Raw genomic sequence first — 23,803 nt, 5'->3', positions numbered from 1 at the left:
CAAAACAAAAAAATTACAAAAGGGAATTTTCGATGAAAAACCAGATTGAACTTGAGGGTGTTGAGAAGGTTTATAACACCAATGGTTTGCCGGTAAAGGCACTAACCAATGTTTCTTTGAGTTTCTCTTCTGGCGAGTTTTCTGTTCTGGCCGGCCCTTCGGGATCAGGCAAATCGACGCTGCTCCATTTGATCGGGGCGCTCGACAGGCCGTCAGCCGGGACGGTGCGCGTGGGAGGGAACGATCTCTCCATGATGTCTGCCAAGGAACTCGCCGGTTTTCGGCTTCGGAAGATCGGTTTTGTTTTTCAGGCGTATAATCTGATTCCGGTGCTGACCGGGTTTGAAAATGTGGAATTTACGTTGCTGCTTCAGGGGGTGAAGGAGAAGGAGAGAACCGATCGTGCCCTCAATCTTCTGGAGAAGGTTGGTCTCCTGGACCAGAAGGATAAGAGACCGACAGAGATGAGTGGGGGACAGCAGCAGAGGGTTGCTGTCGCACGGGCATTGGCCTCGCAGCCGGAAATCGTGCTCGCCGACGAACCGACCGCCAATCTTGATTCCAAGACAGGGGCTCAACTGATCGACCTCTTCCTAAAACTGAACGAAGAATTCAAGGTCACGTTTCTCTTCGCCTCGCATGACCCGATGGTGATTGAGCGTGCGCGGCGTGTCGTGCGATTAAAGGATGGATGTGTCGAGTCGTAGGGACTTGCTGATAGAGAGCGAGTATTGGCTGGAACGGACTTGTTCCGACCAGCCAAACGGAGCGAGCGATCTAATCCCGGCATATCAGATGGGGGTTTCAGGGGGAGAGTGGTATCTCCCCCTGACCAGAGTCGTCTCATGAAGCTTCTTCTTAAATTGGCGTTCCGCAATATCCTCCGTCACAAGAAGCGCTCTTTCATTACGATAGCAGCGATCGCTGTGGGCTTGGGGGCCCTGATTTTTATGCGCAGTTTCATGCATGGGGCCCATCTCCAGATGGTTCAGAATGTGACGCGAACGCTCACGAGCGATGCCCAGATTGTTCCCGAGGCGTTGGAGAATTTTTACAATACAAACGGTGCGATTGAGGATCCGGAACCGATCCGCCAGATCTTGCGATCCGATCCGCGCGTTGTTGCCTTTTCCGAGAGAATTATCGGAGGAGGAATGGTCGCCTCGGAGAAGAAATCGATGGCGACCTTCATCATCGGTTTTGATCCGGAGCAGGAGGAAAAAATTGATACCCGCCGTGAAGTTATTCTCGGTCGCGCTTTGACGGGAGCCGATGAACAGGGTGTTATCCTGGGTGAAAAGATGCGCCAGACTTTGGAGGCCGAGATTGGAGAGCCGATCATCCTGACCGCTCAGGATTTTTATGGTTCCCTGACGGGAGAGGTGTTTACCCTTATCGGGACGTTTCAAACCGGGAATGATCAGCTCGACAACAGCATGGGAATCCTGCTGAAGACGACCGCCCAGAGGCTGTTGTCTTTTGAGCATCGTGTTTCCAAGTTTGCCTTGAAGATTGATCCTCGTTATTCCACCGAGGATGTTGTTCAGGATTTACGAGAAAAGATCGGAAATTCCGGTCTCAAGGTAGTGACCTGGAAAAGCCTGATCCCGATGATCGCCCAGATGATTCAATTTCAGAACGGGATGAGTTTTATCATTATGGCGATTGTCCTTTCAGTCGTTGCAGTCGGGATTCTGAATACCTTGATGATGTCGATTGTGGAGAGGATCCGGGAATTCGGACTCATGATGGCGTTAGGGACAAAACCGTCACAGATCATTCAAATGATTGTCTTCGAGTCTTTTTTGCTGAGTATTTTGGGTGCCCTCGGTGGGCTCCTTCTGGGTTTTGGCCTCGCCTTCTACTTCGGTCATGTCGGGATTAATCTGACGCGGTTTGTTTCTGCCTTATCCAACCTGATGATCGGTTCGCATGTCTTCCCAAGTTTTGATCTTTATTATTCCATGATTTTTTTGGTGGTTGTGCTCGTAAGCAATCTCGTTGTCTCTTTTTATCCCGCATGGAAGGCGGGGAGGCTGGCGCCTCTGGAATCGATGAGGCAAATATGAAGGCGATTGTTGCCATTGCCTATAGAAATCTTCTGCGGAATAAAAAGAGGTCATTCATCATTATTCTTGCGATCACGATCGGTCTTGGGGCGATCGTTTTCCTGCGAGGTTTTGCGTCGGGGGCGCAGCGCCAGATGGTGGATAACATTGTCTCGGTGATTACGAGCGAGATCTCGATCGTTCATAAATCGATGGAGAATATTTATAATACGAACGGAACTATTGAAGATCCTGAAACGGTCCGCCGTCTCCTTCGTGGGGATCCACGAGTTGCCGGTTTTGCCGAAGAGGTCTTTGGCTCCGGTATCGTTTCGTCCCCTCAAGCCTCGATCATGACCTTTGTCTCCGGAATTGACCCCCAGCAGGAGATCGCGATCGGGAGCCGTTTTCCGATCGTTTCAGGGCGACTTTATGCCCCGGACGATGATCATAGTGTTATCGTGGGTGAAAAGATGCGGAAGATCCTCGGGATTGAGTTGGGTGAAAAAGTTGTTGTGACAGTTCAGGATCAGAGTGGGGGTCTGACAGGGGAGTCTTTTACGCTAATAGGAACCCTGGAGATCGGTAATGATCAGCTCGACAGCGGAACGGTCGTTGTCTCTTTAGGGGCAGGAAAGAGGCTCCTGGGAATGGGGGATCGGCTCTCGAAATTTGCGGTGAAGACCACACATCGGGATCACATCCCTGGAGTCGTGAAAGATTTAAGGGGAAAACTTTCTGGTACTGATCTGATGGTGATGACATGGGATGAACTGATTCCGATGATGGCTCAGATGATGCGGTTTCAGGATGGGATGATTTTTGTCGTCCTCCTGATTGTCCTGTCGGTGGTGACCGCCGGGATCCTGAATACCCTCCTGATGTCGATTGTCGAGAGGACGAGGGAATTCGGTCTCATGCTCGCATTGGGCACGAAGCCGCTTCAAGTCATTTCGCTTCTGGTGTTTGAAACGATTCTTTTAAGTCTTGCTGGAATATCGGGAGGGATTTCGTTGGGAATTCTCGCGATCCTCTATTTTGGGCATGTTGGTATCGATCTCTCGCGGTTTGTCTCGACCTTCTCGAATCTCCTCGTCGGGTCGCATGTTTTTCCTCGCGTTGATTGGACTTACATCGGGCTTTTTTTGATGGTGGTGTTGGTTTCGAATATTCTGATTGCCTTTTATCCGGCTTGGCGGGCATCTCGGCTACAGCCGGTCGAGGCGATGCGACAAGTAGGGTAACTTGAGGGGAGCTATGAAATACAGAAGAATTCTACTTGCCCTGTTTTTTTTCGTTCCATCTACGAGCCAAGGCTTTTCACTTTATGAAAAAAACAATGTTTCACTTAAACTCAGCGGCTATTTCAAAAATCTCGTTTTCAACTCCAAGCGGATGGTGACAAATAATGCCTATATCGCCGATCTGAATCGACTTCGCCTCGAAGGGGAGGCGACCTTTTTCGAAAAACTCTCTGCAAAGGTCGCTTGGGACAATGAACTGATCCTGGGTGACTATGTTCAAACGGAGGAGTTCAATTCCCGTCAGACTGTTCGAAATAGCCCCTACCTCGATATGGACTATGAGATTTCGAGGCGGGAAAATTTCTTTTATGGGCAGGCATTTTATCGCGCCCATCTTAAATATGATGCCGGCCCATTCGTTCTGACCGTCGGTCGGCAAAAGATTGACTGGGGGAGCGCGAGGCTCTTGTCTCCGGCCGATCTCTTCACCCCGATTTCAATTTTTGATGTCGAGAAGGAGGAAAAGACCGGCAGCGATGCGGTGAATCTCGTCGTGCCGCTGGGAGAGAAGAATCGGGCAAACCTGATCTACACAGCCGATCGTGATCTTGATCGCTCTCGGACCGGTCTTCGATGGACATCGACGGTCGAACATTTCGATATCTCCCTTTATGGTGGACGATTCCAGAGGGACGGAATTTTTGGCATCGATTACTCGGGGGATGTGGGGCAGTCCGGGTTAAGAGGGGAGCTCAACTACAACTTTGCGAATCAGGCCGATAATTTTTTGCAGGCGTCGCTGGGGCTCGATCATGGGTTTGAAAATTCGCTTTATCTGCTGGGGGAATATTTCTTTAATGGACAAGCGTTGAATCAAAGAAACCCGAATCTGTTCCTGACAACGCGTTCCGCACAGCCGATCAAGACGCAGTACCAACATTTCTTTAATACCCAGGCAAAGTATGACCTGACGCCACTGTGGATTGTCCAGCTCATGAATATCTGGGATCTCAGTGGGAGTTCTCTTTTTATCAATCCCGAGACGGTCTATGAGCTTTTCTCATGGCTTAATCTGACCGGCGGTGCGCTCTTGCCTGTCGGACGCACCGCTGGGGAGTTCGGAGCTATTCCTAATTTTTATTATCTACAGGCGCAATTATTTTTCTGAGTAGGGGCGTATGGTCAGCGTACCTTTCTGAGGAATTCTATCCTTGAGTTTTTTGATCTCGTCGAAGAGTCTCTCGCATCCGACCATTCCTCCTGTCTGGAGGATAAGGACAAACAGAAGAAAACCGGCAATTTTTTTTATCATAGAATCTCCTTTCCTTATTGCTTTTCATGGAAGGGTCAAAAATGGCAAGATTTTTTTGCTATCTATCGCGAGGAAAAATCGTTGTAAGAAGGGGTCGGTCGACTCAGGAAATAGGCGCAGATGGAAAATCCGACGAGGAGTGTGGCACAAATTCCACCGACAGCCAGCTTGGCATGGAAGAGTGACCGTCCCAGGGTTTCTCTTTCAGTAGCTATCGCGACGTGGATTCCTTCAAGTAATTGATTAACCCTTCGGTTCTCCACTGCCTCAGCTCCCCTCAAGAGCGATCGGGCCTCTTTCAAGATTTCGTCAGTTGGTGCCTGCCCAAGCGACGCCTCGATAAGATCTGCCGAACGGCCGAAGGACCAGAGATTCCCCCCTTGCTGGAGAATAAAGTCATCAAGCTCGTAAAACAGTCTCTTAACCCCGTCTGGGAGGTAGGCAGAAACCTCAGCTCTAGCCAGGTGTTTGGTGACCAGCCCCCCTTTTGCCCTAAAGTCTTCAAGGATTCTACTCAGGGTGACGTTGTTGATCCCAGCACCGATTACCCTCATCTTCCTTGCGAAGGGACCGATGTTCTCCTGAAGCACGGCGACATCCTCAGTAGCACGCTCCAATGCGCTGAGGGTAAATGGCTCTGTCAAGAAGACCGAGAAAATAGACACGTTATGTATTCGTGAGTTCGGCAGAATAAGTTTCGCGAAAAATTTCAGCTCCATTAAAAATTGGTTGGGCAGGGAAAAGAGCTGAGCGAAGAAGAGCCTGTTAGCTAAAAAAAATTAAGAAATAAAGCGCGTGTGTCCTCGCTCTTCAAGCGCGTCGTTTAGTTTGAGTGCTAATCGACCAATTCGGTCGCGATAGCGTTGCTGCTCTTCACGACGTAGATCGAGAAAATGGGAGTAAATAGGTCGCATAGAAGGGAGACGACGAGGCAAAGTTCGAGGATTCTCTAACTCGAATAGCCTTTGCGCTGCTTTTTCCCCATTTACAAAAATTGAGCCCCTATACCCCTGGAGTTCAGCTGAATGACGAACAAGCCCTCGAAAAAAAACAGTCTCCACGCTTTCATCGACAAATTGGGAGTCAAGAATAGCCGACAGGTCGCTTGCTCGTCTTGCAACAATGATTGCTTCTGCCCGTCTTACGCCATTGGCAACCGAAGCGGGTTGGCTAACAGGTCCCACTATTTGCTCCAACAATGAACCAGGAGGTAGTTTTCCAAGATATCCTGATCTGCTTAATTGTCCGGCAAAATCCCTTGCAGATCTGATAGAACCAGTCCTGGCGCCGGCAATCAATCCGTTCAAGCGGACCGCTGCACTTCCAGTAACAGCGTTGCCTCTCAGAAGACATTCTGCACCTCTAACAAGATAGCTAAAAGCCAAATTCATTCCCATTACTCCTTCACTTGTATTTCTACTTCATGAAAACAACAAATCCTCTTTTAGAACTGACGTTCTAACCTGATTATCGGAGCTGTATTGGAAAAGTTGTCAGAGAAATGCATACAAATATAGCCATTATTTGTATTAGTTCAACTTAACTTTCTCAAGAGGGCCAGATTTTCAATGTCCTCTTTGAGATTCGGCCCTTTCGGGGTCTCCAGTGACATCGGGTGATTCTTGAACCGTGGGTCGTTCATCAGGCAACGAAAGGCGGTCAGTCCTATCTCTCCTTTTCCAATATGCTCATGCCGATCGACACGGGAGCCGAGACCTTTTTTCGAATCATTTAAATGAAAGCATTTGAGCCAACTGATCCCGACAATCTTGTCAAACTGATCGAAGACCTTTTTATACCCCTCTTCGGTCCTTAAGTCATAACCGGCGGCAAACGCATGTTGGGTGTCGAGGCAGATGCCGACCCGTTTTTTATCTTCGGTCAACTCGATCAGTCGCGCGAGATGCTCGAATCGATAGCCGACGTTCGTTCCTTGTCCCGCCGCATTTTCAAAACAGGTGAGCAGTTTATACCCCTTTGTTTTTTGGTGCATCGTGTTGACCGCATCGGCGATCCTCTTGAGACAATCATCCTCCGTCTTCTCAAGACTGACCTTATGTTCTTTGGTGGTGTGGGATCCGGGATGAAAGACGAGCGCCATCAGTCCGAGCGCCTCCGCCCTTTCATGCTCATGCAGGAAGGCTTCAAAAGATTTCTTGTTCAGCGCCTTGTCGGGGGAACCAAGGTTAATGAGATAGGAGTCATGCGCAAACGCCGTTCGGATCTTGTAACGGTCCATATTTTTGCGAAACGCCTCACACTCCTTGTCGGTCAGAGGTTTTGCGGCCCATTGATTCGATGATTTTGTAAAGAGCTGGATGATCTCGCAGCCGATCGCCCCCCCCCGCTCCGGGGCGAGCTCGATCCCTCCGGCGATACTCATGTGGGCTCCAAGAAGGGGGCTCATGTCGTTTCGCTATAACTTATTTCATCATGAAGGGAAGGGGATAAATTACGGACCCCTCTGCAGAAGCTGTCGCAGGTTTTGCATATCTCTGACGAAACGAGTAGCCACGGATCTGATGGCGACTCGTTTGCCATCGGTGTCCGTTGTCTCGAGCCTGTTTTTATCGGCCTCGAATCTCTCTTGAACAGGGGCGGACAAGGTTCCCAAAAATGGTTTGGCCATTTCCAGAAAGGCGAGACCGAAGAGCGGCTTTTGTGTGATCATTGATTCAAGGAATGTTTTTTTCTCCTCCTCGGGAAGGCTCCCAAAGAGCCAGGCAAAGGCAAAGAGGCCAGTTGAGACCTCGAATCCGACTTGTTGGGGGTCCAGGGAGTCGAGATTCTCTCCCGAATCATCCAGGATTTTAGTGACGCCGGCACGGGCCTCCGAAGTATAAATACCCGCATAAAGAACGCCCCTCATGATATTTACCCGGAACGTCGCTGAATCGGGCCACTGATCACGGTTTTTAATTGCTGCAGTGAGAAGATTGTATTCATGGGGTTTGCCACTAAAGTCATAATTTGAAAGGATAGCGATCGTCTCTGTGGGCGAGCAACCACCCCCTTCAAGCCCCTGACTGACAAAATAGGCGATGTATCGACGACTGCCAATCATCATGGCGACTTCACCCATGTCATATGTTGTGAAGCATTCCTTTCTCTGGCCCCAATGTCTTGCGGCAGAGATAAAGAGGGATTTGTCCTTTTCACTATCCTTATAGAAATTAGAGATCGCCATGGCGCTGTCAAAAAAAGCATGTGCGGAGAGGGGGATCCTGTCGTAGAGGATCGCATATTGGTAGATCTCTTCGTGGTTATGCAAGAGAACTGCCTGAAGAGATTCTTTTTCGCCATTTTGCGGTCTTGCAAGTCTCGCTAAAAAGAGTGGAATGCCGGCCTCCGGGACCTCACGGATCAGTCGATTCCAATTCTGGAGACCTTCCTCGCTTGTCAGGCAATCAGGCCTATTCCCAGATTGACAGGCTGTCTGGGAGAGCTCATGCATCGTTGCAGCAACGAGGGCTTTTTGCGGTTCGGAGAGACGTGGTGCAACTTCTTGGAGAATCGTCTCCTGATTAATGAGATCTTTTCCTTTTGGAGGCGGGGTTGGCCTTTTTTCGTCAGATTTTTGTGCCCATTGATTGAGGGCACAACCGGTCGATGCCAACAGGAGCGGTAATGCTGCACGAATCCAGTTTATATTCATATTAAGGTTATCGATGAGAATGAAGAAAGGTTGCGGCTTAACTCATTGTTTTCTTGGAGGATACATAAGCGGTTCAAGTGGTTCCAGAGCCCTCTGGACCGCATCATCCAGTTCCCGAATCATCTCGGCATGCTTGGTGCGTGAGCCTTTTGGTTCTGTGGTGCGGTCATGTTCGAGGAGCCTCTCGCGCACCTGTTCGAGTGCCTTACGATCCGCATCAGGGAGATTTTCGATCGTTCGCCTTGCCGATTCATACAGTGCCAGTGCGAAGTTTGGTTTCGCCTCGAGACTTTTTTCGATGAACGCCCGCTTCTCTTCCAGAGGGACCAAGTTGAGGAGCCAAACAAAGGCATGGGCCGAGGCATAAAATCCAATCGGGATCGCAGACCTTTCGGCGACGACCTGATCGGGTATTGATTCAAACAGGTAACGAACAGTCTCCTCGACCTCCCGTGTGTGGTCTTTTGAGAGTTTTACCGCCTTCATGAATTTAGTGGCAAACTCCGGCGTGTTGGGCCACCGGTCCCTGCTTTTTGCAATTTCATTGACCAAGTGACCATCGATCCGACTCCGGCGAAAGGTGTAGTCCGTCAGTATCGATTCAATATTCTCGCTGGAACAGCCGCCCCCTTGGAGTCCTGCAATCAGAAAAACAGGGAGAAAAGGGAGAAGAGATCTTGTTTGGAGAACGGGATGATCGTCCATGCGGAAACATTGATGTTGATGTCGGTAATGTCTTGCCGACGATTCGAGGAGATCATTTCGTTGCTGAGGTGAGTAAAGATGCATGATGCGGAGCGAAAGATTGAGCAGAAAGTCTGGCGGAAAGGGGATCTTGTCGGCCAGCATGATGTAGGTGAGGAGAGACTGACGATTTTCTTCGATCACCTGCCTCAAGGCAGGAGGGAGCGTGTCATAAGGGGGAGAATTGTCCATCACGGCATAATTCATGATCAGATCGCCATAGATAATCGCCTCTTTGACCGATGGGGACATCCGCTCGAGGAGTTGAGGATCGTTTGTGACAAAATATTCGGAGAGGAAAACCCTCGATCTCTCAATTTCTTTACGGACCTCCGGCGGCACAATTTCGAGCGCTTCCGCTTCAGCCGTGGTCATGTAATCAATCATCGCCTTTCGTGTCAGTAGAATGAGTCGGAGCCGGGGCTTCACGTTTTGGAGATGATCAGGGTCCTGTGTGATACTGAACAAAACGAGGTCTCCCTGATGTTCATCAATCAATGTCATCAGATCGCCTGGGAGTGTTGGGCGGGGGAATTTTTGAACTTCAGAGAGGAGGAGATTGAGTCCCGCCGTCGTATCGGTCTGGAGGAGCTGTTTTAAGTGGTTAATTGTTTCTTTCGGGTCAGGTGTTCTTGGTGGATTAGGAGGAACAGGCTTTTGATCTCTCGTTCGCGAGAAGGTGTGTGCAGCACAACCGACGAGTGCCAAAAAAGGAACGGTTCGGAGCCAGACCCCCATTCTTGCCCCCTTCTATCGGGGGCGTCGACCTGCTTGATAAAAGGTTGCTCCAAAATTTCACCTTTTCTCAATACGATAAAAATTATCATATTGATAATTGGTTCAACGAACAGGATTTATTAATGCAAAGTATTTCAAATAGTTATACGAATATGTTAATGTGAGCCTGGCATCGCTATTGCACAAATAAAAGAAGGCACTGATGTTGAGACGACTTCCAATCCTTCTGTTGGTCCTCTTCTCTGGTTTCTTGATCCCGGAGCGTGATGCCTCTGCCCCACCACCTGTCATTTCAAACCCGTCACGAGGGATGCAGCAGAGAATGCGGGAGACAACCGTCGATTCGCCAAGCCCGGCATCGACGAGATACAACCAGCGTCCGGGTCTTCAATTTGAGATCAAGCCGATCGGTCCCCCGAACGGACCGGCGTTGAACTATGGGATCGGTAACGGTACGTCAGACGCCTATTTTTGTAGCGGGACTGATGAGGCGATTGCGTACAAACAATTGACCGGACTTCCTCTGGGTGATGCAAACCCGAATAATCGCAATGGTTCGAACGAGGGGACCTATCAATTTTACCTGATCAACGATCGCTGTCAGTCGGAGGGGGTCTGTGGTGAAATCCTCGCGAGCGATACCTGTTATGTTGTTGGTGTTCCGACGCATGCGACGAACTGCCATCAGTGGGGGGCGAAGAAGGTATGGGATGACACCATTTACCAGGAGAACCCGGTCGTCTCTACCTCAGATCCGACTCCTCCGAGAGAATCGGGGCATGAGGGGTGGCAAGGAAGAAACTTTATCGATGATAACCATGGCTTTCTCTTCAGTCGTTATCTGATGCAGCCGATCACTTGCTCCTCATGGCTACATGACTATGACAGCCCTAGTGCCTCTGCATCTCCAGGCATAGGTTTCGGCATGAGGGTTGAGTCTGCCGATAGAAACCATGAATATGGGGCCCGCAATCCGGGCCATCCCTCCCTCGATATTCCCCACAGCAAACAGCACCTCAAATGGGGTTTTACCTGTGGCGTGATTGCGGGGCAAAACGGCTACAAGAGCCCCCTCTTTCATCAAGGACTCCCTTCCGCACCAACTCCCTACACGATGGAGGATGAGCGTAAGGATCACTACAAGACCTTGCTCGCCCTCGCGCGAAATGGATTAGCCGAAAAGATTGCGAGTGGCGCCTTGGGTGATCTTCATAACGCCTCACTGGATACAAACCAAAAGGAGACAAGGGAGATCGTCGTGACGATCTGGAATATCCTGGGAACGATGCTCGATCGGATCCCGGGGGATTGCGCAGCGGGTCAGGGGTGCAGCCAGCTCCGCTTTTGGGCGGAGGCGTTTCAAGGGAATGTTGTTCAGATGAAATGTTGTCAGACGGCCGAGGGGTCTCTCATTGAATTTCAGCCGGAAGAGGAGAGGATCTGTCTCAGTCATGAGATTTGTGGAGACTGTCAGAGCAAGAGGGCAATGGGCTCCCATCCTTTCTATAACATTGGGCCCAAGGAAACGGGCGATGCGTGTCGTCCTTCTTATGGGATCATGGGCGCCTCAACAGACGGTGGTCTCTTCGAATCCCTTTATGGCACTGACCGCGGTTATGAGATCATAGTTGAAGAGAGTACTGAGGTCGTCGAACCGACGTCCGGTTCATCGGGCGGCGGCAAATCAGGTTATCTGATTGAACGTCCAAGGGATTTCCCGATCATTGAGGAGCATTTGAGGTCTCGGACCGGGGGTAGGGTCCCCTCCAATGGATACAGCCCGGTCATCGTTTCACTGCTCGCGCATCAGCTCGTGCATGCCTATTATCTGGAGAAATTCGACAGAAACAGACTGCATGACTGGCCGCTATCACCGGAGTCTATCGATGAAGAGGAGATCGCTGTGATCACGCAGGCACTTGTTTATGACCAACTTTGCGAACTTGGTTATTGCCCCAATGAATTCGCGATGCAGAAGAAGGAGTTTATCCGTTCGGTCACAGAGACAGGTGGTGAGGTGACGGCAATGACGGCCGGGATGAGGTTTTCGTATCCCAATGTTTGTCGTGGTTATAACGAGACCTATCTCGGCTCATTTTGTGCGAATATGTTCAATATCTCACGCACGCTCTCTGTGGAGCAAAATCCGACCTATGCGAGAATGCTCGCCGGATGGCATGCGTTGGGGCCGACACTGGGTCATCCAAGACTGATGACACTGAATGGTGTCGAGAGGGAGTTTGCGCTCCCGCTTGCTGGTTCTGGTGGAGGCTTTGTGACGCCACAGGAGTCCTCCCGAGATAGCCGGTCTCTCGACACAACGCCGTCTGACCTCATGCAGAGGATGCGAGAGATAGAGCCCGTACCACCGGCGATGACCCCCGGCCGTTCTGCACCGATTGTTAATCCGGCAGTCCCGCAGAGAATGCCGCAAGATCCAGCGGGGCGAGGAGGGATGAGGAGATAAGATGAGGAAGGCTTCTCTCATTTTTGTTCTGTTGATGCTGGGTCTTTCAGCTCCTGCCTATTCACTCCCGTCGATGGGCGATATGCGCGATGCGGTGAGCCGGGTTGCTGAAGGCCTCGGGTTGGTCTCAGAATCCAATGAACGCTGCCACACCGAAGAGGTACGATCACGGAACATAAGCGATCCGGTCCTGAGTGGGGAGTGTCACCGTGTCATCTGCGGGCCGAACTTTTGGGGAAAGTCGGCACTCGATCTCTGTTGTGAAGAGGAGCCTGTTGTCGATGGGGAAATAACCTACAAGCGCTGTCATATGAGGCATCCGAAGGAGGTTTATTCACCTGAGGTATGGAACGAGGTAAAGATACAGACCGGTGGTCCGACGGGGGGGTGTGGAAATTGGAGACAGATGTTTGATGAAGAGGGGGATGGGACGTACGGTCAATTGGATCTGCCCGATCCGATCGAGTTTCTGATCCCATCCGCATTCGCTGTTACGGATGATTCACCGACGGCAGACCAGTGGGATGAGGCACGACGATCCGATTTTAGTGCCTATTTCCAGGAGCTCGCGAATCGGATCAGTGAGGCGATCGAGGTGGGGGATGTACGGCAGGTGGGGGAGCCAGGTTCTGAATTTCGGATGTACGTGGAAGACACACTCGATGCCGTTTCTTTTTTCGCCTTTATCGTCGATCCGACCGAGACGACCACTTGCCCCGGTGGTTGGGGTCCGCTTTGCGATCTCCTCTCTCCCCCGACGGTCAATCCTGGAAATCACTTCTTTCCAAGGTGGTCTGTTCCATCCTGTCGTGGTCTTCCCGCAGGTGTTCTTTGCACTGGCGCTCAGGTTAATTCACTTAATATGATCGAATTCAATCAGGATTTAAGGATCACAGACCGTGAGACACTCTCACGAGGTTTCGTGATGATTGATGGTGCTCATGAGATGGGACATATCCTCTATCATTGGGTTAATGGGATGTACAACAATCCTGTTTTTTTCGATGCCATTCCTATTAGATACAATAGGCTTTCAAGATATCCGGTGATCAACTATGAAAACGAGGCAACAGCACAATTGATTGGGGCCATTGCTCAACACTTCTTAACCGATCGTCAACAATCCGATTTGCTTCTATTCATAGAAAGGAGTGGCCAATTTGGAAGAACTCATAGTCGAGGCGAATTAATTTTTCAATATCTCCAAAATGGAAGCGCCTCGCTGGCGCGCTTAAGTATGTATGAGAATTATCTCTTTCAGTTCTTTTTTGATAGTCTTTCAATTGTCCAACAGGAGGAGTTTTATGCTGAATGCCCTGTCTGTAGTTCTAGCCCAACTGGTGATACCTGTGTGGATTGCGTAGCACAAACGTTTACACAGTCACTGAGCAGGCTTGGTATCACACTCCAGACCCTCGAAGATGATCTCTATATGATGGGAGGTCCTTTTGGATTATCTGGGGTGTCCCCCTATGCGGCGGGCGACAATGGGCTAAGCGCGAGGGCTGCGACGGTCCACCCCCACGTCGCGCATAACTTCGCGGTGAGTCCCGATACCGGTGGCCCGGTCGGGACGACCGGTGACGCGGCAGAGGCGCCTCCGGAGGATTATAATTGGGACGATCCCGACAATATCGGGGGCGAGGCAAACTCCGACGCCTGGTCCGGTGATGAGGAACAACTACGTGCCTGTATCACCGATTTTTATTACAATCAGATCCATACAGGAACGGCCGGTGAGACGGTGATCCCTGCCGAATGCTACCAATACTGCTGGAACCGTAGCTTCGAGCTCTGCGAGCCACTTCGGGTCAATGATCTGGACAACAACTGCTCCCTCTCAAACCTCGATCTGAATTGTGAGGCGGCGTTAAGAGAGAGACGATTGACCGAATGTGCCACAAACCCAGGTGCCAGTTTTTGTGATGGTCTTTGTCAGGAGGAATCGGCGTCTGGGGCAGGGGTGATTCCAGAATTTTGTCGACCGATCTGTGAGTCTACGGGCGGTCAGGGTTATTGTGCCGCTTATTGCAACGATTTCCCTTCGATGTCGATCTGCAACACACGCTGCCGGGGGGATAGGGGTCGGGAGTATTGTGGGGGAACGTGCGAGACCTACTATCCTTCGGAGAGTTACTGTACCGACTTATGTTTTGATCGCCCTGGTCATTCATACTGCGGTGAAATTTGTGTGCGGGATCATGGCGAACAGGGTTTCTGTACTGAGCGTTGTACAAGCTCTGACGTTGATGCCGTTTACTGCTCTGAATCCTGTCAACGATGGCGTGATAGAGGCTCTGTCTTGCCTGACTGGTGTCATGACCTGTGTGAGAGGAGGGGAGGATGTGGTTGGGAACGGTCGGAGAGGCCGGAACCGGAAGAGGAGGAAGTTGAAACCGCATCAGGGGGTGGGGGCGGAAGCGCTGGATGTCCGGGTGGAGAAACTCCTTACGACGAATTGCTTCTGGGGTACGAGTGGGACGGATGCTATCCCTTTGTAGGTCCGGCTGAATGTTGTGGGTCGGTATCCAATTCCAATTGCAATCCTGTTGGACTCAATCGGGCATGTGAGGACGGTGGATTCCGTGGATACTGTGGGTGGCCTATGGATGGTTCAGAAGTTTGGGATTGTTGCCGATTACCCGACTTGGAGATCCCCGGCTATTTTCAGATACAATACCTGGGTTCCGATAGGTTCGCCTATCAGGAATGGTTGGTTCCGGCGGTTTGTAGTTTTGGGTGTATTTCCTTTTATGGTCAGGGAAATGAAGGGTTCGACAATTATATAGACGATAATTGCACCGGACGTTAGGGGGAAAAATGAGGGGGATTTTCATAACTATTTTTTTATTTGCATCCATTCTTGGACACTTGAGACTCTCTGCAAAGGAAGAGGGTGGAGCCGCACGTTGCAGACAGTATTTTGGCTCGGGGGCGAGATATGATGCAAATCTGAGTCGTGAGACGATGGAAGGGTTTCATTTAATCGGGAAGCGAGAATCTTTTTCTTCTAAAAAATCCTCACTGTCTGAGGCAAGTGTTTGTACGACAACTTCCAGTTTTGAAACGGTCAAACGGCTTTTGATGAGCAAGGGAGTTCATTTTATGGCAACGGAGAAAAAGGATGTCAAAGGTCCGACTCCATCTCAGTATCAAACGGTTTCAGGGAAGACCGAAAACGGGCTATCTGTAATTTTGCGCACGCATTATTATGACCGCGTACCCAAAAATTGGCGGGGTAAAACAACGGTTACTTTCATCAAACCCTAATGACAGGTCCCGTTAAACCGACAGAAAAGGGGGTGGTATTTCGGCCTCTCCCGGACCAGGATGTCGAGGAACTGCTCAGGGGATTTCAGGTTTGGATCCGTCGTCGGGTACATGAAGACACGTGAGATCGCAGAGAGAACAAGACTGTGGATCGGGTCTCGGTAGGGATCTTCGGGTGGTTCCTGACCTTCCGGGATCAGATTCAGGATCGCGCCGCGCATCTCATTATTCAACGCTGGATCATGTGTAAAGGTTGATTCGAGTCGCAGGAATTTTTCGGCAAACTGCGGTGAATCGCTCCAGTGATTGGCGACAACCTCCTTGAACGTCTCTTTTGCCTCACTTCCGCCGATATGGTGCAGGTCGTCCATGACCTGCAGGATTTGAGTTTCTGTCCAGCAGTTAGGGAGTGAACTTTTTATGATCTCGACATATTTTTTGCCGATATCTCTCCCATATCGAGTGTAAGCGGTATGACGTTCGTCTTTTATGGTGAAATGAAACTCACTCAGATTGAAACAAATCCCGGTGCCGAGGAGGGGGGTTACCTCTGCGAGTAGTCTTTCGCCAAGGGGATGCGTTTCGTCATAGTCGACAAGCAGTTGAAGATGGTCCGTAGGGGTCAGGCCTCTAATGTCCCTCCCCCTGCTGCGAACAAATTCTGCAAAATCGTCTTCGAATCGGTCGGTCATTTTAAGCTGGGTCGGTTCGCCGGTTGGTCGACTCGTTTGGGTAAATTGATCTCTCAGCCTAGATGCCTGGTCATCGGTGAGGGGGGTTGGGCCAGTTCCTGATCGGTCGCCTTGAAGATGGTCCAGGAAATAACGCCGGAAGGCGGCAACGGCAGCGACGACAAAGAGAGCGGCAAGAGATGTTGATGGGCTATTGCTCACGTGATTGTTATCGGTTCAAAACAGACCGGAGTTGTTTCCTAATTGACAGCCAGTTTAATTTCAAACAATATCGCTATGTTATGCCATTTCCCCTCATGCGTCCGCGACGGCTTCGATCAACCCCTGTATTGCGTCGTATGGTTCGTGAAACGAGACTTTCGGTCGATCAACTGATCCAGCCATTTTTTGTGGTCCATGGGAAAAATCAGAGGAAACCGATCCGATCGATGCCAGGAATTTTTCAGCTCTCGATCGATCAATTGGTCAAAGAGGCGAGGGAGGTCTACAAATTAGGAATACCGGCGGTGATTCTTTTCGGAATCCCGAAGAAGAAAGACGAAGAGGCCTCAGAGGCGTACGATCCGGACGGGGTTGTGCAGAGGGCTGTGAAGGCATTGAAAGCAAAAGTTCCAGACCTTATTGTCATCACGGATGTCTGTTTGTGTGAGTATATGTCGCATGGGCATTGTGGGGTAATTGTCGGGTCGGGTGACTCGGGTCGGGTGCCCGCCCGCGCGCAACGGGTGAGCACGGGTGGGCGGAACCCGAGGCAGGACCCGACCCACTTTGTTATCAATAATGATGCGTCGTTGGAGCTGCTTGCCAGGACTGCTTTATCCCACGCCGAGGCGGGTGCTGATATTGTTGCTCCGTCAGACATGATGGACGGTCGCGTGAAGGCGATCCGTGAGGGGCTCGACCAATCCGGTTTTCAGAACACGATCCTCATGAGTTATGCGGTGAAGTATGCGAGCGCCTTTTACGGTCCGTTTCGTGAGGCGGCAGAGTCTACGCCGAAGTTTGGGGATCGCAAAAGTTATCAGATCGATCCGGCCAATAGCCGCGAGGCGATCCGCGAGGCGAGGGCCGATCAGGAGGAGGGGGCCGACATTATTATGGTGAAACCGGCGGGACCGTATCTCGATGTGATCTCTGCGGTCCGCTGTGCCGTGAATCTCCCGATCGCTGCCTATCAAGTGAGTGGCGAGTATGCGATGATCAAGGCGGCGGCCCAGAAGGGATGGATCGATGGTGAAAAAGTTCTGATGGAATCACTCCTTGGTATTCGCCGCGCCGGTGCCGATCTGATTATTACCTATGCCGCCCAGGAACTTGTGAAGAAAAATCTTCTCTGATTCCTATTTAAAGAGATCTTTTAACCCACCCAGTGACTTCTTGACCTCACCGGTCTCACCCTCCGGGTTTTCACTCGCCCCCTCGGGGGTTGCGAATAATTCTGGAGGTTGAGCAGCGACCTGGATATTTTTGACATGCATCTCGTTCTTTCCCTTTTTATCCAGGTAACGGATCACAGTCCCGTTGAGATCTTGGGCCCGCCAGATCGTCGCCTCTTCCTTCTTGCCGAGATATTCTCCCTTTGTCTGACATTTTTTGACGGGATGGCCATCAAATTCCCCATCATCGACACAATTCTCGGTAAATCCCCACCAGTTCTGGTGGATCAATGGAAAAAACTTCGCCTTCTTCTCCATGTACAGTGGCAGACTCCCCTCCGGCATCCCGACCTCAATCCAAAAGATCTTTTTATCGAATTGATGCAGCTGGACCGATTGAACCCCTTTTGTGACGAGGTCGATCTTGGCCCCTTTTTTACCGACCCAGATCTTTCCCTCTCCGTACGGTTTCCCCTTCTGCACCTGGAAAACATCGGCGCTGTATTCGACCGGTGCCTCGACGACTTGAGCGAAAAGAACAGGTGTTAATGTGACAACAAAAAGGCCAAAGAAATAAGCGACTGGTTTCATAGATCCCCCCTTTTTTTAGAGAGAATCATCGACAAAAATGAGAGCCAAGTAAAGAAAACTTTTTTGACAATTTGAGTTAATAGATTAGTTAATCCCCCAAGGGGGAAATCTTTTATGTCTAACGGTCCATCACCGCGCGAGATGACCTTTCGCGCGATTCTGTTGGGTTCTGTCTTGGGAATTATCCTTGCCGCTGCGAATGCCTACCTCGGTCTCTACGCCGGCCTGACCGTCTCTGCCTCGATACCGGCCGCAGTGATTTCAATGGCGATCCTCCGAGGACTTTTGAAGACCGGTACGGCGCTCGAAAACAATCTTGTTCAGACGATTGCGGCGAGCGGGGAGACGCTTGCGGCCGGCGTCATCTTCACGGTACCGGCGTTGGTCCTGACTCAGTCCTGGCATCAGTTTCATTTCTGGCCAACCACATTGATTGCGATGTGTGGAGGGCTTCTGGGAATTCTTTTTATGATCCCGCTGCGACGTGCGATTATCGTCGAAGAAGAGGAGTTGACCTTTCCGGAGGGGACCGCTTGCGCGGAAGTATTAAAGGCGGGTGAAGGAGGGAGTGGGGGGAAAACGATCACCATCGCGATTCTGATTGCTGCTGCCTACAAATTTTTCGCCTCCGGTATCGCCCTTCTACAAGGTGGCATTGAAACAGCCTTTCGTGTCGGGCAGTCTCTCTTTTATTTCGGGACCGAATCCTCTCTGGCTCTTATTTCAGTCGGTTATATCGTTGGTCCTAATGTCGCGATCCTCCAGTTTTTGGGAGGGATCATCACCTGGATTATCGCGATCCCGATCTATTCATCGGTGGTCGGGATTCCGCCGGGAGATTTGGTGGATGCCTCGTGGAGCCTCTGGAAGAATCAGATTCGTTACATGGGGGTCGGCGCGATGGCGGTCGGAGGACTCTGGACGATCTGGTCTGTACGGGCGGGACTTAGAAAGGGGATCAAGAGAATTTTTGGCAAAAGGGTGTTGGAAGAAGTTGTCGCACGTACGGATCAGGATCTGAGCCGACGTTATTTGCTTCCACTCCTTTTGATAACGATGACGCTTGTTTTTGGTCTTTATCGACATCTCACGGGGAGCATTGGCGTTGGTCTTTATGCAACCGTTCTCATTGTGATCGCCACTTTTTTCTTTGTCGCGGTGGCGAGCTATCTCGTGGGACTGGTCGGCAGTTCGAACCTGCCTATTTCTGGAATGACGATCTGTGCCCTGCTTTTTTCTGCGGCCCTGCTTCATTTGGCTGGCATCAAGGGGTCATTGGGGGTTTTGGCCGTTTTGGGTATCGCGGGTGTTGCCTGCGGTGCCTGTTCGTCGGCGGCAGATATTAGTCAAGACCTGAAGACAGGACAGATTGTCGGCTCGACACCCTGGAAATTGCAGATTGGTGAGGTGATCGGTTCGATTGTGCCGGCGTTTGTGATTGCACCGGTTTTGACGGTCCTCCATTCTTCTTATGGAATTGGAACGGCGGTACGAGCGGGGGTGAAGCCTCTTGTGGCCCCCCAGGCAACCCTCTTTGCGAAGCTCTCCGAGGCGCTTTTCCTTGGCGAGGGAACACTTCCAATGACCTTTATCTATATCGGTATGGGTCTCGCCATCCTTTTTATCCTTTTGGATAACTATCTGAAGAAGAGGAATTCTTCTTTTAGATTTTACGTCATGGCGGTTGCGATGGGGCTTTATCTGCCGTTTCAGATTTCAGCGACGATCTTTCTGGGAGGTCTTCTTCGTAAACTTCTTGTGAGAAACAACTCTTCAGAAGGGGAAGGGAGTCGTGGGGTCCTGATCGCCTCGGGATTGATCGCCGGTGAGTCACTGATGGGGATTATTGTTGCCGCGATGATCTTCTTCGGGATGAATCTCCCGATTTCTGTTTGGGATGAATCCGGTTCCCCAGCGTGGTTCAGTGTAGGCATTTTTTTAATCGCCCTTCTCCTTTTCGGCTTTTCAGTTCGGAAGAAAAAGTGACAGTCGACTTTTGACCGAAAATTGACAATAGTGCCCCTTCGATGGACCGTCTCTACTTGATCGATGCCTCGGGTTATATCTTCCGCGCCTATTACGCGATTCGGCCGCTTTCGACCTCGAAAGGCTTGCCGACCAATGCGCTGTATGGTTTTACGTCGATGCTCCTCAAATTGATCCGTGAAGAGAAACCGGACCATATCGCCTGCGTTTTCGATGTCTCCCGCAAGACCTGGCGGAATGATAAATTCCCAGACTATAAAGCAAACCGCGCCGAAGCCCCGGCCGACTTGATTCCGCAGTTCCCTTATTTTCGGAAGATTGCGCGTGCCTTGAATCTGCCGGTTCTCGAGCTCGAGAACTTTGAAGCGGATGACGTGATCGGAACGATTGCGAAGAAGATGGAAGACAAAAATCTGGAGACCATCATCGTCACTGGCGACAAGGATATGATGCAGCTTGTGAATCAGAAGATCACTATTTTTGACAGCATGAAGGAAAAGCGGATCGGTATCCCCGAAGTCAGAGAGAGATTCGGGGTGGATCCGGAGAGGGTGCCGGATGTTCTGGCGCTTGCCGGTGATTCTTCTGACAATATTCCCGGGGTTTCCGGGATCGGGGAAAAAACAGCGATCAAGCTCCTGCAGGAGTATGGGACGCTCGAGAATCTGCTCAAGCAATCCGAAAAGGTCCCTGGAAAATTAGGAGAGAAACTGCGCCAATACGAAAAGGAAGCGCTCCTTTTCAGAGAACTTGCGACGATCGTCACCGATGCCCCGATTCATTTTGATTTCAAGAATTTCAAACTTCAGGAACCTGACGGGCCCGCGTTGAAGGAGCTTTTTACAGAACTTGAATTTCACCGACTCCTCTCGGAGCTCGCTCCTGAAAAAACACTTTCGACAAAAAGTTATCACCTCGTCATCATCGACTCCGAAATTGAAAAATTGGCCAAGGGACTGAAAAATAGCGGGGGCTTTGCGCTCGATACCGAGACATCCGATCTTGATCCGATGAAGGCGTCGCTCGTCGGTCTCTCTTTCTCTTATAAAAGAGGGGAGGCGTATTATATCCCTGTAGGCCATACTCAGGCGACGCATCAGCTTGAGTGGGAACGGGTGAAGAAGGTTCTCAAACCGATCCTCGAGGATCCGAAGATTCCAAAGTATGCCCAAAATGCCAAGTACGACTATGAAATCCTGAGGCAGCATGGGGTCGAGCTTCAAGGACTTCAGGCCGACACGATGCTCGCTGCCTACCTCCTGACACCGGACGGAAATCACAACCTCGACCTGCTTTCCCAGACCTATTTGGGACACAAGATTACCACATTTAAAGAGGTCGTCGGGACCGGGAAGAAACAGAAAAGCTTTGCCGAGACTGATCTCTCGACCGCCTGTGAGTACTCTTGCGAAGATTCTGATGTCTGTTATCGGCTCGTTGAGATTCTGCTCCCAAAACTAGAAGAGGAGAAACTTGAGGCTCTTTTTCACGAGATCGAGATGCCACTCTTGAAGGTGCTTGCCGGCATGGAGATGAATGGGGTGAAGGTCGATGTCGATTTCTTAAAGAAAATCTCGAAAGATTATGAAAAACGGATGCAGGGACTCGAAGAGCAGATTCATAAAAAAGCTGGGATGGATTTCAATCTAAATTCCACAAAGCAACTTCAGGAAGTTCTCTTCCAAAAACTGAAGCTCCCGGTTGTTCGGAAGACGAAGACCGGTTTTTCGACCGATGTCGATGTGTTGGAGGAACTCGCCAAACAGCATGAGGTGCCGCGCCTCCTTCTGGAATATCGGGGGATGAACAAATTAAAATCAACCTATCTTGATGCCCTTCCAGAGCTTGTGAATCCTGAGACCGGTCGGATCCATACCTCGTTTAATCAGGCGGTTGCGGCGACTGGTCGACTCTCATCGTCCGATCCGAATCTTCAAAACATCCCGATCCGGACGGAAGAGGGGAGGAGGATCCGTGAGGCGTTCATTGCCGAAAAAGGGTTTCAACTCCTTTCTGCCGATTACTCCCAGATTGAACTCCGGATTCTGGCCCATCTCTCTCAGGATCCGCTGCTGCTGCAGGCCTTCGAAAAAGAGGATGATGTTCACCGACGAACCGCCGCCGAGATTTTCGGTATTCCAGAAAAAGAGGTGACCGACGAGATGCGGAATGTCGGGAAGACGGTCAATTTCGCTGTCCTTTATGGGCAGAGCGCTTACGGGCTTTCACAGCAGTTGGGGATCGAGCTCGCGGAGGCGCACAATTATATTGATAATTATTTTATAAAGTATCAGGCGGTCGCTGCCTTTAAGGAGAAGGCGCTCGCTCAGGCGCGACGCGATAAAAAGGTTCGGACCCTCTTCGGTCGACTCCGTCACTGTCCGGAGATCGACAGTCCGAATCAAAACATCCGGGCGATGGCGGAACGGACCGCCTTCAATACGATCTTTCAGGGGACGGCGGCCGACATCATCAAAAAGGCGATGATTGAAATTCAAAAAAAGATCGAGAATGACTTCCCCAACGTGAAGATGATCCTTCAGGTCCACGATGAACTGGTCTTTGAGGTGCCTGATAAAGAGATCAAGCGGTTTTCAGAGCTTGTTAAAAAGGTGATGGAAGGGGTCGTTCAACTTTCTGTCCCGCTCAAGGTTGATGTTGGGGTAGGCGCAAACTGGGCCGAGGCGCATTAACTGATTAAGTTTCCCGATTTTTTCACAAGTTTCAGAAGTTCCTCTGCAAGACTGGAGTAGTTCTCTTCGGAAATGCCAAAATAATCATGGACGCTGTTATTGCGCGCCTCAAGAGATTCCATCCAGAGCTCCGGGTTCGAAATAAGATTCAGTTTCGCCGCCTGTTTAATCGCCATTTTCGGCGAAGCTGCCTCAAGCCCCTGATCTTCGACCATCATCCTGAGCTCTCGCCAGAGATATTCGATGAGAATTTCAAATGCCTTTGTGAGCGTCAGAAAATTGAGTTCCGTTTCATGGGATCGGTACTGCTTTAACGCCTCTTCAAGATTTTGGGCCGACTTAAGCAGCTTTTTCTTTTTCGATTCCATCGAGTATTCCTTTCAAGTAAGCAAACGCCTCCTGGTTTCCATCCAGGAAGATGACCTTGTTGTCCAGGTTTTCCAAAAACCAAATGGGGGCACGATTGAGATTGACGAGGTCAACGATCCAGACAAGATTTTCGCTCATCTCATCCACAAGCCCTTTTAATTTCAAATAAGCCCTGTCCAAGATCGGTTCTGGATAGCCGAAAATTCCGAGATCCCAATCCGAATATTTTTTTTCTTTTCCCTTCGCCCTGGAGCCGATCAGGACGATCGCCATCTTTTCGTTAGCCTGAACGAGGTGGGCAATGATTGTCTTTAACTCATCCATTTTTTTAAGAGGCGCATGTGAAGTTGTCGAAGAGGGGACGATCAATTCGAGGGGGTCAAGTTCAAGGCTTGAGACGATCTTCTGGAAAGAGGCGCAAAAGACGCTTTTCCCAGAAAGGAGGTTCTGGAGCGTATTTCGATGGATTTTGTTTTTAGAGGCAAACTCCGAAAGACTCCTGAAGCCGAGCTTCAACAGCCTCTCCTGGAGGACTTTTTTATTAAGAATATAGTTCATAATACCATGAAATTGTACATTTATTATTAATTAAGTCAAATAATTGTTCTATATGAACAT

At 50.3% G+C, this 23,803-nt stretch carries 20 protein-coding genes; 10 read left to right on the top strand and 10 right to left on the bottom strand.

Features of this window, described 5'->3' with window-relative positions; all coding sequences use genetic code 11:
• Positions 1-32 precede the first annotated feature (32 nt).
• The 4 genes from HYT76_06500 (at position 33) to HYT76_06485 (ending at position 4,460) form a co-directional block, all read left to right on the top strand.
• Positions 33-707, top strand: coding sequence for an ABC transporter ATP-binding protein (locus HYT76_06500; protein MBI2083203.1), 675 nt, complete (start codon positions 33-35; stop codon positions 705-707).
• A gap of 138 nt (positions 708-845) precedes the next feature.
• On the top strand, positions 846-2,069 hold the full coding sequence (locus HYT76_06495) for an ABC transporter permease (protein MBI2083202.1): 1,224 nt from the start codon (positions 846-848) through the stop codon (positions 2,067-2,069).
• Positions 2,066-3,292, top strand: coding sequence for an ABC transporter permease (locus HYT76_06490; protein ID MBI2083201.1), 1,227 nt, complete (start codon positions 2,066-2,068; stop codon positions 3,290-3,292). The genes HYT76_06495 and HYT76_06490 overlap by 4 nt, the downstream gene beginning before the upstream one ends.
• A gap of 13 nt (positions 3,293-3,305) precedes the next feature.
• Complete coding sequence (locus HYT76_06485; protein MBI2083200.1) at positions 3,306-4,460, top strand: hypothetical protein; 1,155 nt, start codon at positions 3,306-3,308, stop codon at positions 4,458-4,460.
• Here HYT76_06485 and HYT76_06480 read toward each other — a convergent pair.
• The 6 genes from HYT76_06480 to HYT76_06455 form a co-directional block, all read right to left on the bottom strand.
• Entirely contained in the window at positions 4,449-4,604 is a 156-nt protein-coding gene (locus tag HYT76_06480; protein ID MBI2083199.1) for a hypothetical protein, read from the bottom strand. The two genes, HYT76_06485 and HYT76_06480, sit on opposite strands and share 12 nt — an antisense overlap.
• 62 nt (positions 4,605-4,666) lie before the next feature.
• Positions 4,667-5,269, bottom strand: a complete 603-nt coding sequence (locus tag HYT76_06475; GenBank protein MBI2083198.1) for a hypothetical protein — start codon at positions 5,267-5,269, stop codon at positions 4,667-4,669.
• Between the two features lie 114 nt (positions 5,270-5,383).
• Complete coding sequence (locus tag HYT76_06470) at positions 5,384-5,995, bottom strand: hypothetical protein (GenBank protein MBI2083197.1); 612 nt, start codon at positions 5,993-5,995, stop codon at positions 5,384-5,386.
• A gap of 143 nt (positions 5,996-6,138) precedes the next feature.
• Entirely contained in the window at positions 6,139-7,011 is an 873-nt protein-coding gene (gene nfo, locus HYT76_06465) for a deoxyribonuclease IV (protein MBI2083196.1), read from the bottom strand.
• 45 nt (positions 7,012-7,056) lie between these two features.
• Positions 7,057-8,259, bottom strand: coding sequence for a hypothetical protein (locus HYT76_06460; protein ID MBI2083195.1), 1,203 nt, complete (start codon positions 8,257-8,259; stop codon positions 7,057-7,059).
• Positions 8,260-8,301: 42 nt separating this feature from the next.
• Positions 8,302-9,741 carry a hypothetical protein gene (locus tag HYT76_06455; protein ID MBI2083194.1) on the bottom strand — a complete coding sequence of 480 codons (1,440 nt, stop codon included), beginning with the start codon at positions 9,739-9,741 and terminating at the stop codon, positions 8,302-8,304.
• Between the two features lie 202 nt (positions 9,742-9,943).
• On the opposite strand from HYT76_06455, the gene HYT76_06450 reads away from it, so the two are divergent.
• The 3 genes from HYT76_06450 to HYT76_06440 are packed head-to-tail and all read left to right on the top strand — an operon-like array spanning position 9,944 to position 15,478.
• Entirely contained in the window at positions 9,944-12,208 is a 2,265-nt protein-coding gene (locus HYT76_06450; protein ID MBI2083193.1) for a hypothetical protein, read from the top strand.
• A gap of 1 nt (position 12,209) precedes the next feature.
• Entirely contained in the window at positions 12,210-15,020 is a 2,811-nt protein-coding gene (locus tag HYT76_06445; protein MBI2083192.1) for a hypothetical protein, read from the top strand.
• A gap of 8 nt (positions 15,021-15,028) precedes the next feature.
• On the top strand, positions 15,029-15,478 hold the full coding sequence (locus HYT76_06440; GenBank protein ID MBI2083191.1) for a hypothetical protein: 450 nt from the start codon (positions 15,029-15,031) through the stop codon (positions 15,476-15,478).
• Here the strand turns inward: HYT76_06440 and HYT76_06435 are convergent.
• A complete protein-coding gene (locus HYT76_06435) occupies positions 15,475-16,371 on the bottom strand; it encodes a hypothetical protein (GenBank protein MBI2083190.1) in 897 nt (298 codons plus the stop codon). The two genes, HYT76_06440 and HYT76_06435, sit on opposite strands and share 4 nt — an antisense overlap.
• 80 nt (positions 16,372-16,451) lie before the next feature.
• Between HYT76_06435 and hemB the strand changes: the two genes are divergently transcribed.
• Positions 16,452-17,507 (top strand): porphobilinogen synthase, encoded by a 1,056-nt coding sequence (gene hemB / locus HYT76_06430; GenBank protein MBI2083189.1) that lies wholly within the window; start codon positions 16,452-16,454, stop codon positions 17,505-17,507.
• A gap of 3 nt (positions 17,508-17,510) precedes the next feature.
• Here the strand turns inward: hemB and HYT76_06425 are convergent, their stop codons facing one another.
• Positions 17,511-18,137: a hypothetical protein gene (locus HYT76_06425; GenBank protein MBI2083188.1), complete on the bottom strand. Its 627-nt coding sequence runs from the start codon at positions 18,135-18,137 to the stop codon at positions 17,511-17,513.
• A gap of 114 nt (positions 18,138-18,251) precedes the next feature.
• Between HYT76_06425 and HYT76_06420 the strand changes: the two genes are divergently transcribed.
• Complete coding sequence (locus tag HYT76_06420; GenBank protein ID MBI2083187.1) at positions 18,252-20,123, top strand: oligopeptide transporter, OPT family; 1,872 nt, start codon at positions 18,252-18,254, stop codon at positions 20,121-20,123.
• A gap of 41 nt (positions 20,124-20,164) precedes the next feature.
• Positions 20,165-22,816, top strand: coding sequence for a DNA polymerase I (polA, locus tag HYT76_06415; protein ID MBI2083186.1), 2,652 nt, complete (start codon positions 20,165-20,167; stop codon positions 22,814-22,816).
• On the opposite strand, the gene HYT76_06410 is transcribed toward polA, so the two are convergent.
• Positions 22,813-23,184 (bottom strand): nucleotidyltransferase substrate binding protein, encoded by a 372-nt coding sequence (locus HYT76_06410; GenBank protein MBI2083185.1) that lies wholly within the window; start codon positions 23,182-23,184, stop codon positions 22,813-22,815. The two genes, polA and HYT76_06410, sit on opposite strands and share 4 nt — an antisense overlap.
• Positions 23,156-23,743, bottom strand: a complete 588-nt coding sequence (locus tag HYT76_06405; GenBank protein MBI2083184.1) for a nucleotidyltransferase domain-containing protein — start codon at positions 23,741-23,743, stop codon at positions 23,156-23,158. Before HYT76_06405 ends, HYT76_06410 begins: the two co-directional genes overlap by 29 nt.
• Between the last annotated feature and the right edge of the window lie 60 nt (positions 23,744-23,803).

This window comes from Deltaproteobacteria bacterium, from assembly GCA_016180845.1.
Classification (GTDB): domain Bacteria; phylum UBA10199; class UBA10199; order JACPAL01; family JACPAL01; genus JACPAK01.
This window is presented reverse-complemented; position numbering and strand designations above follow the sequence as displayed.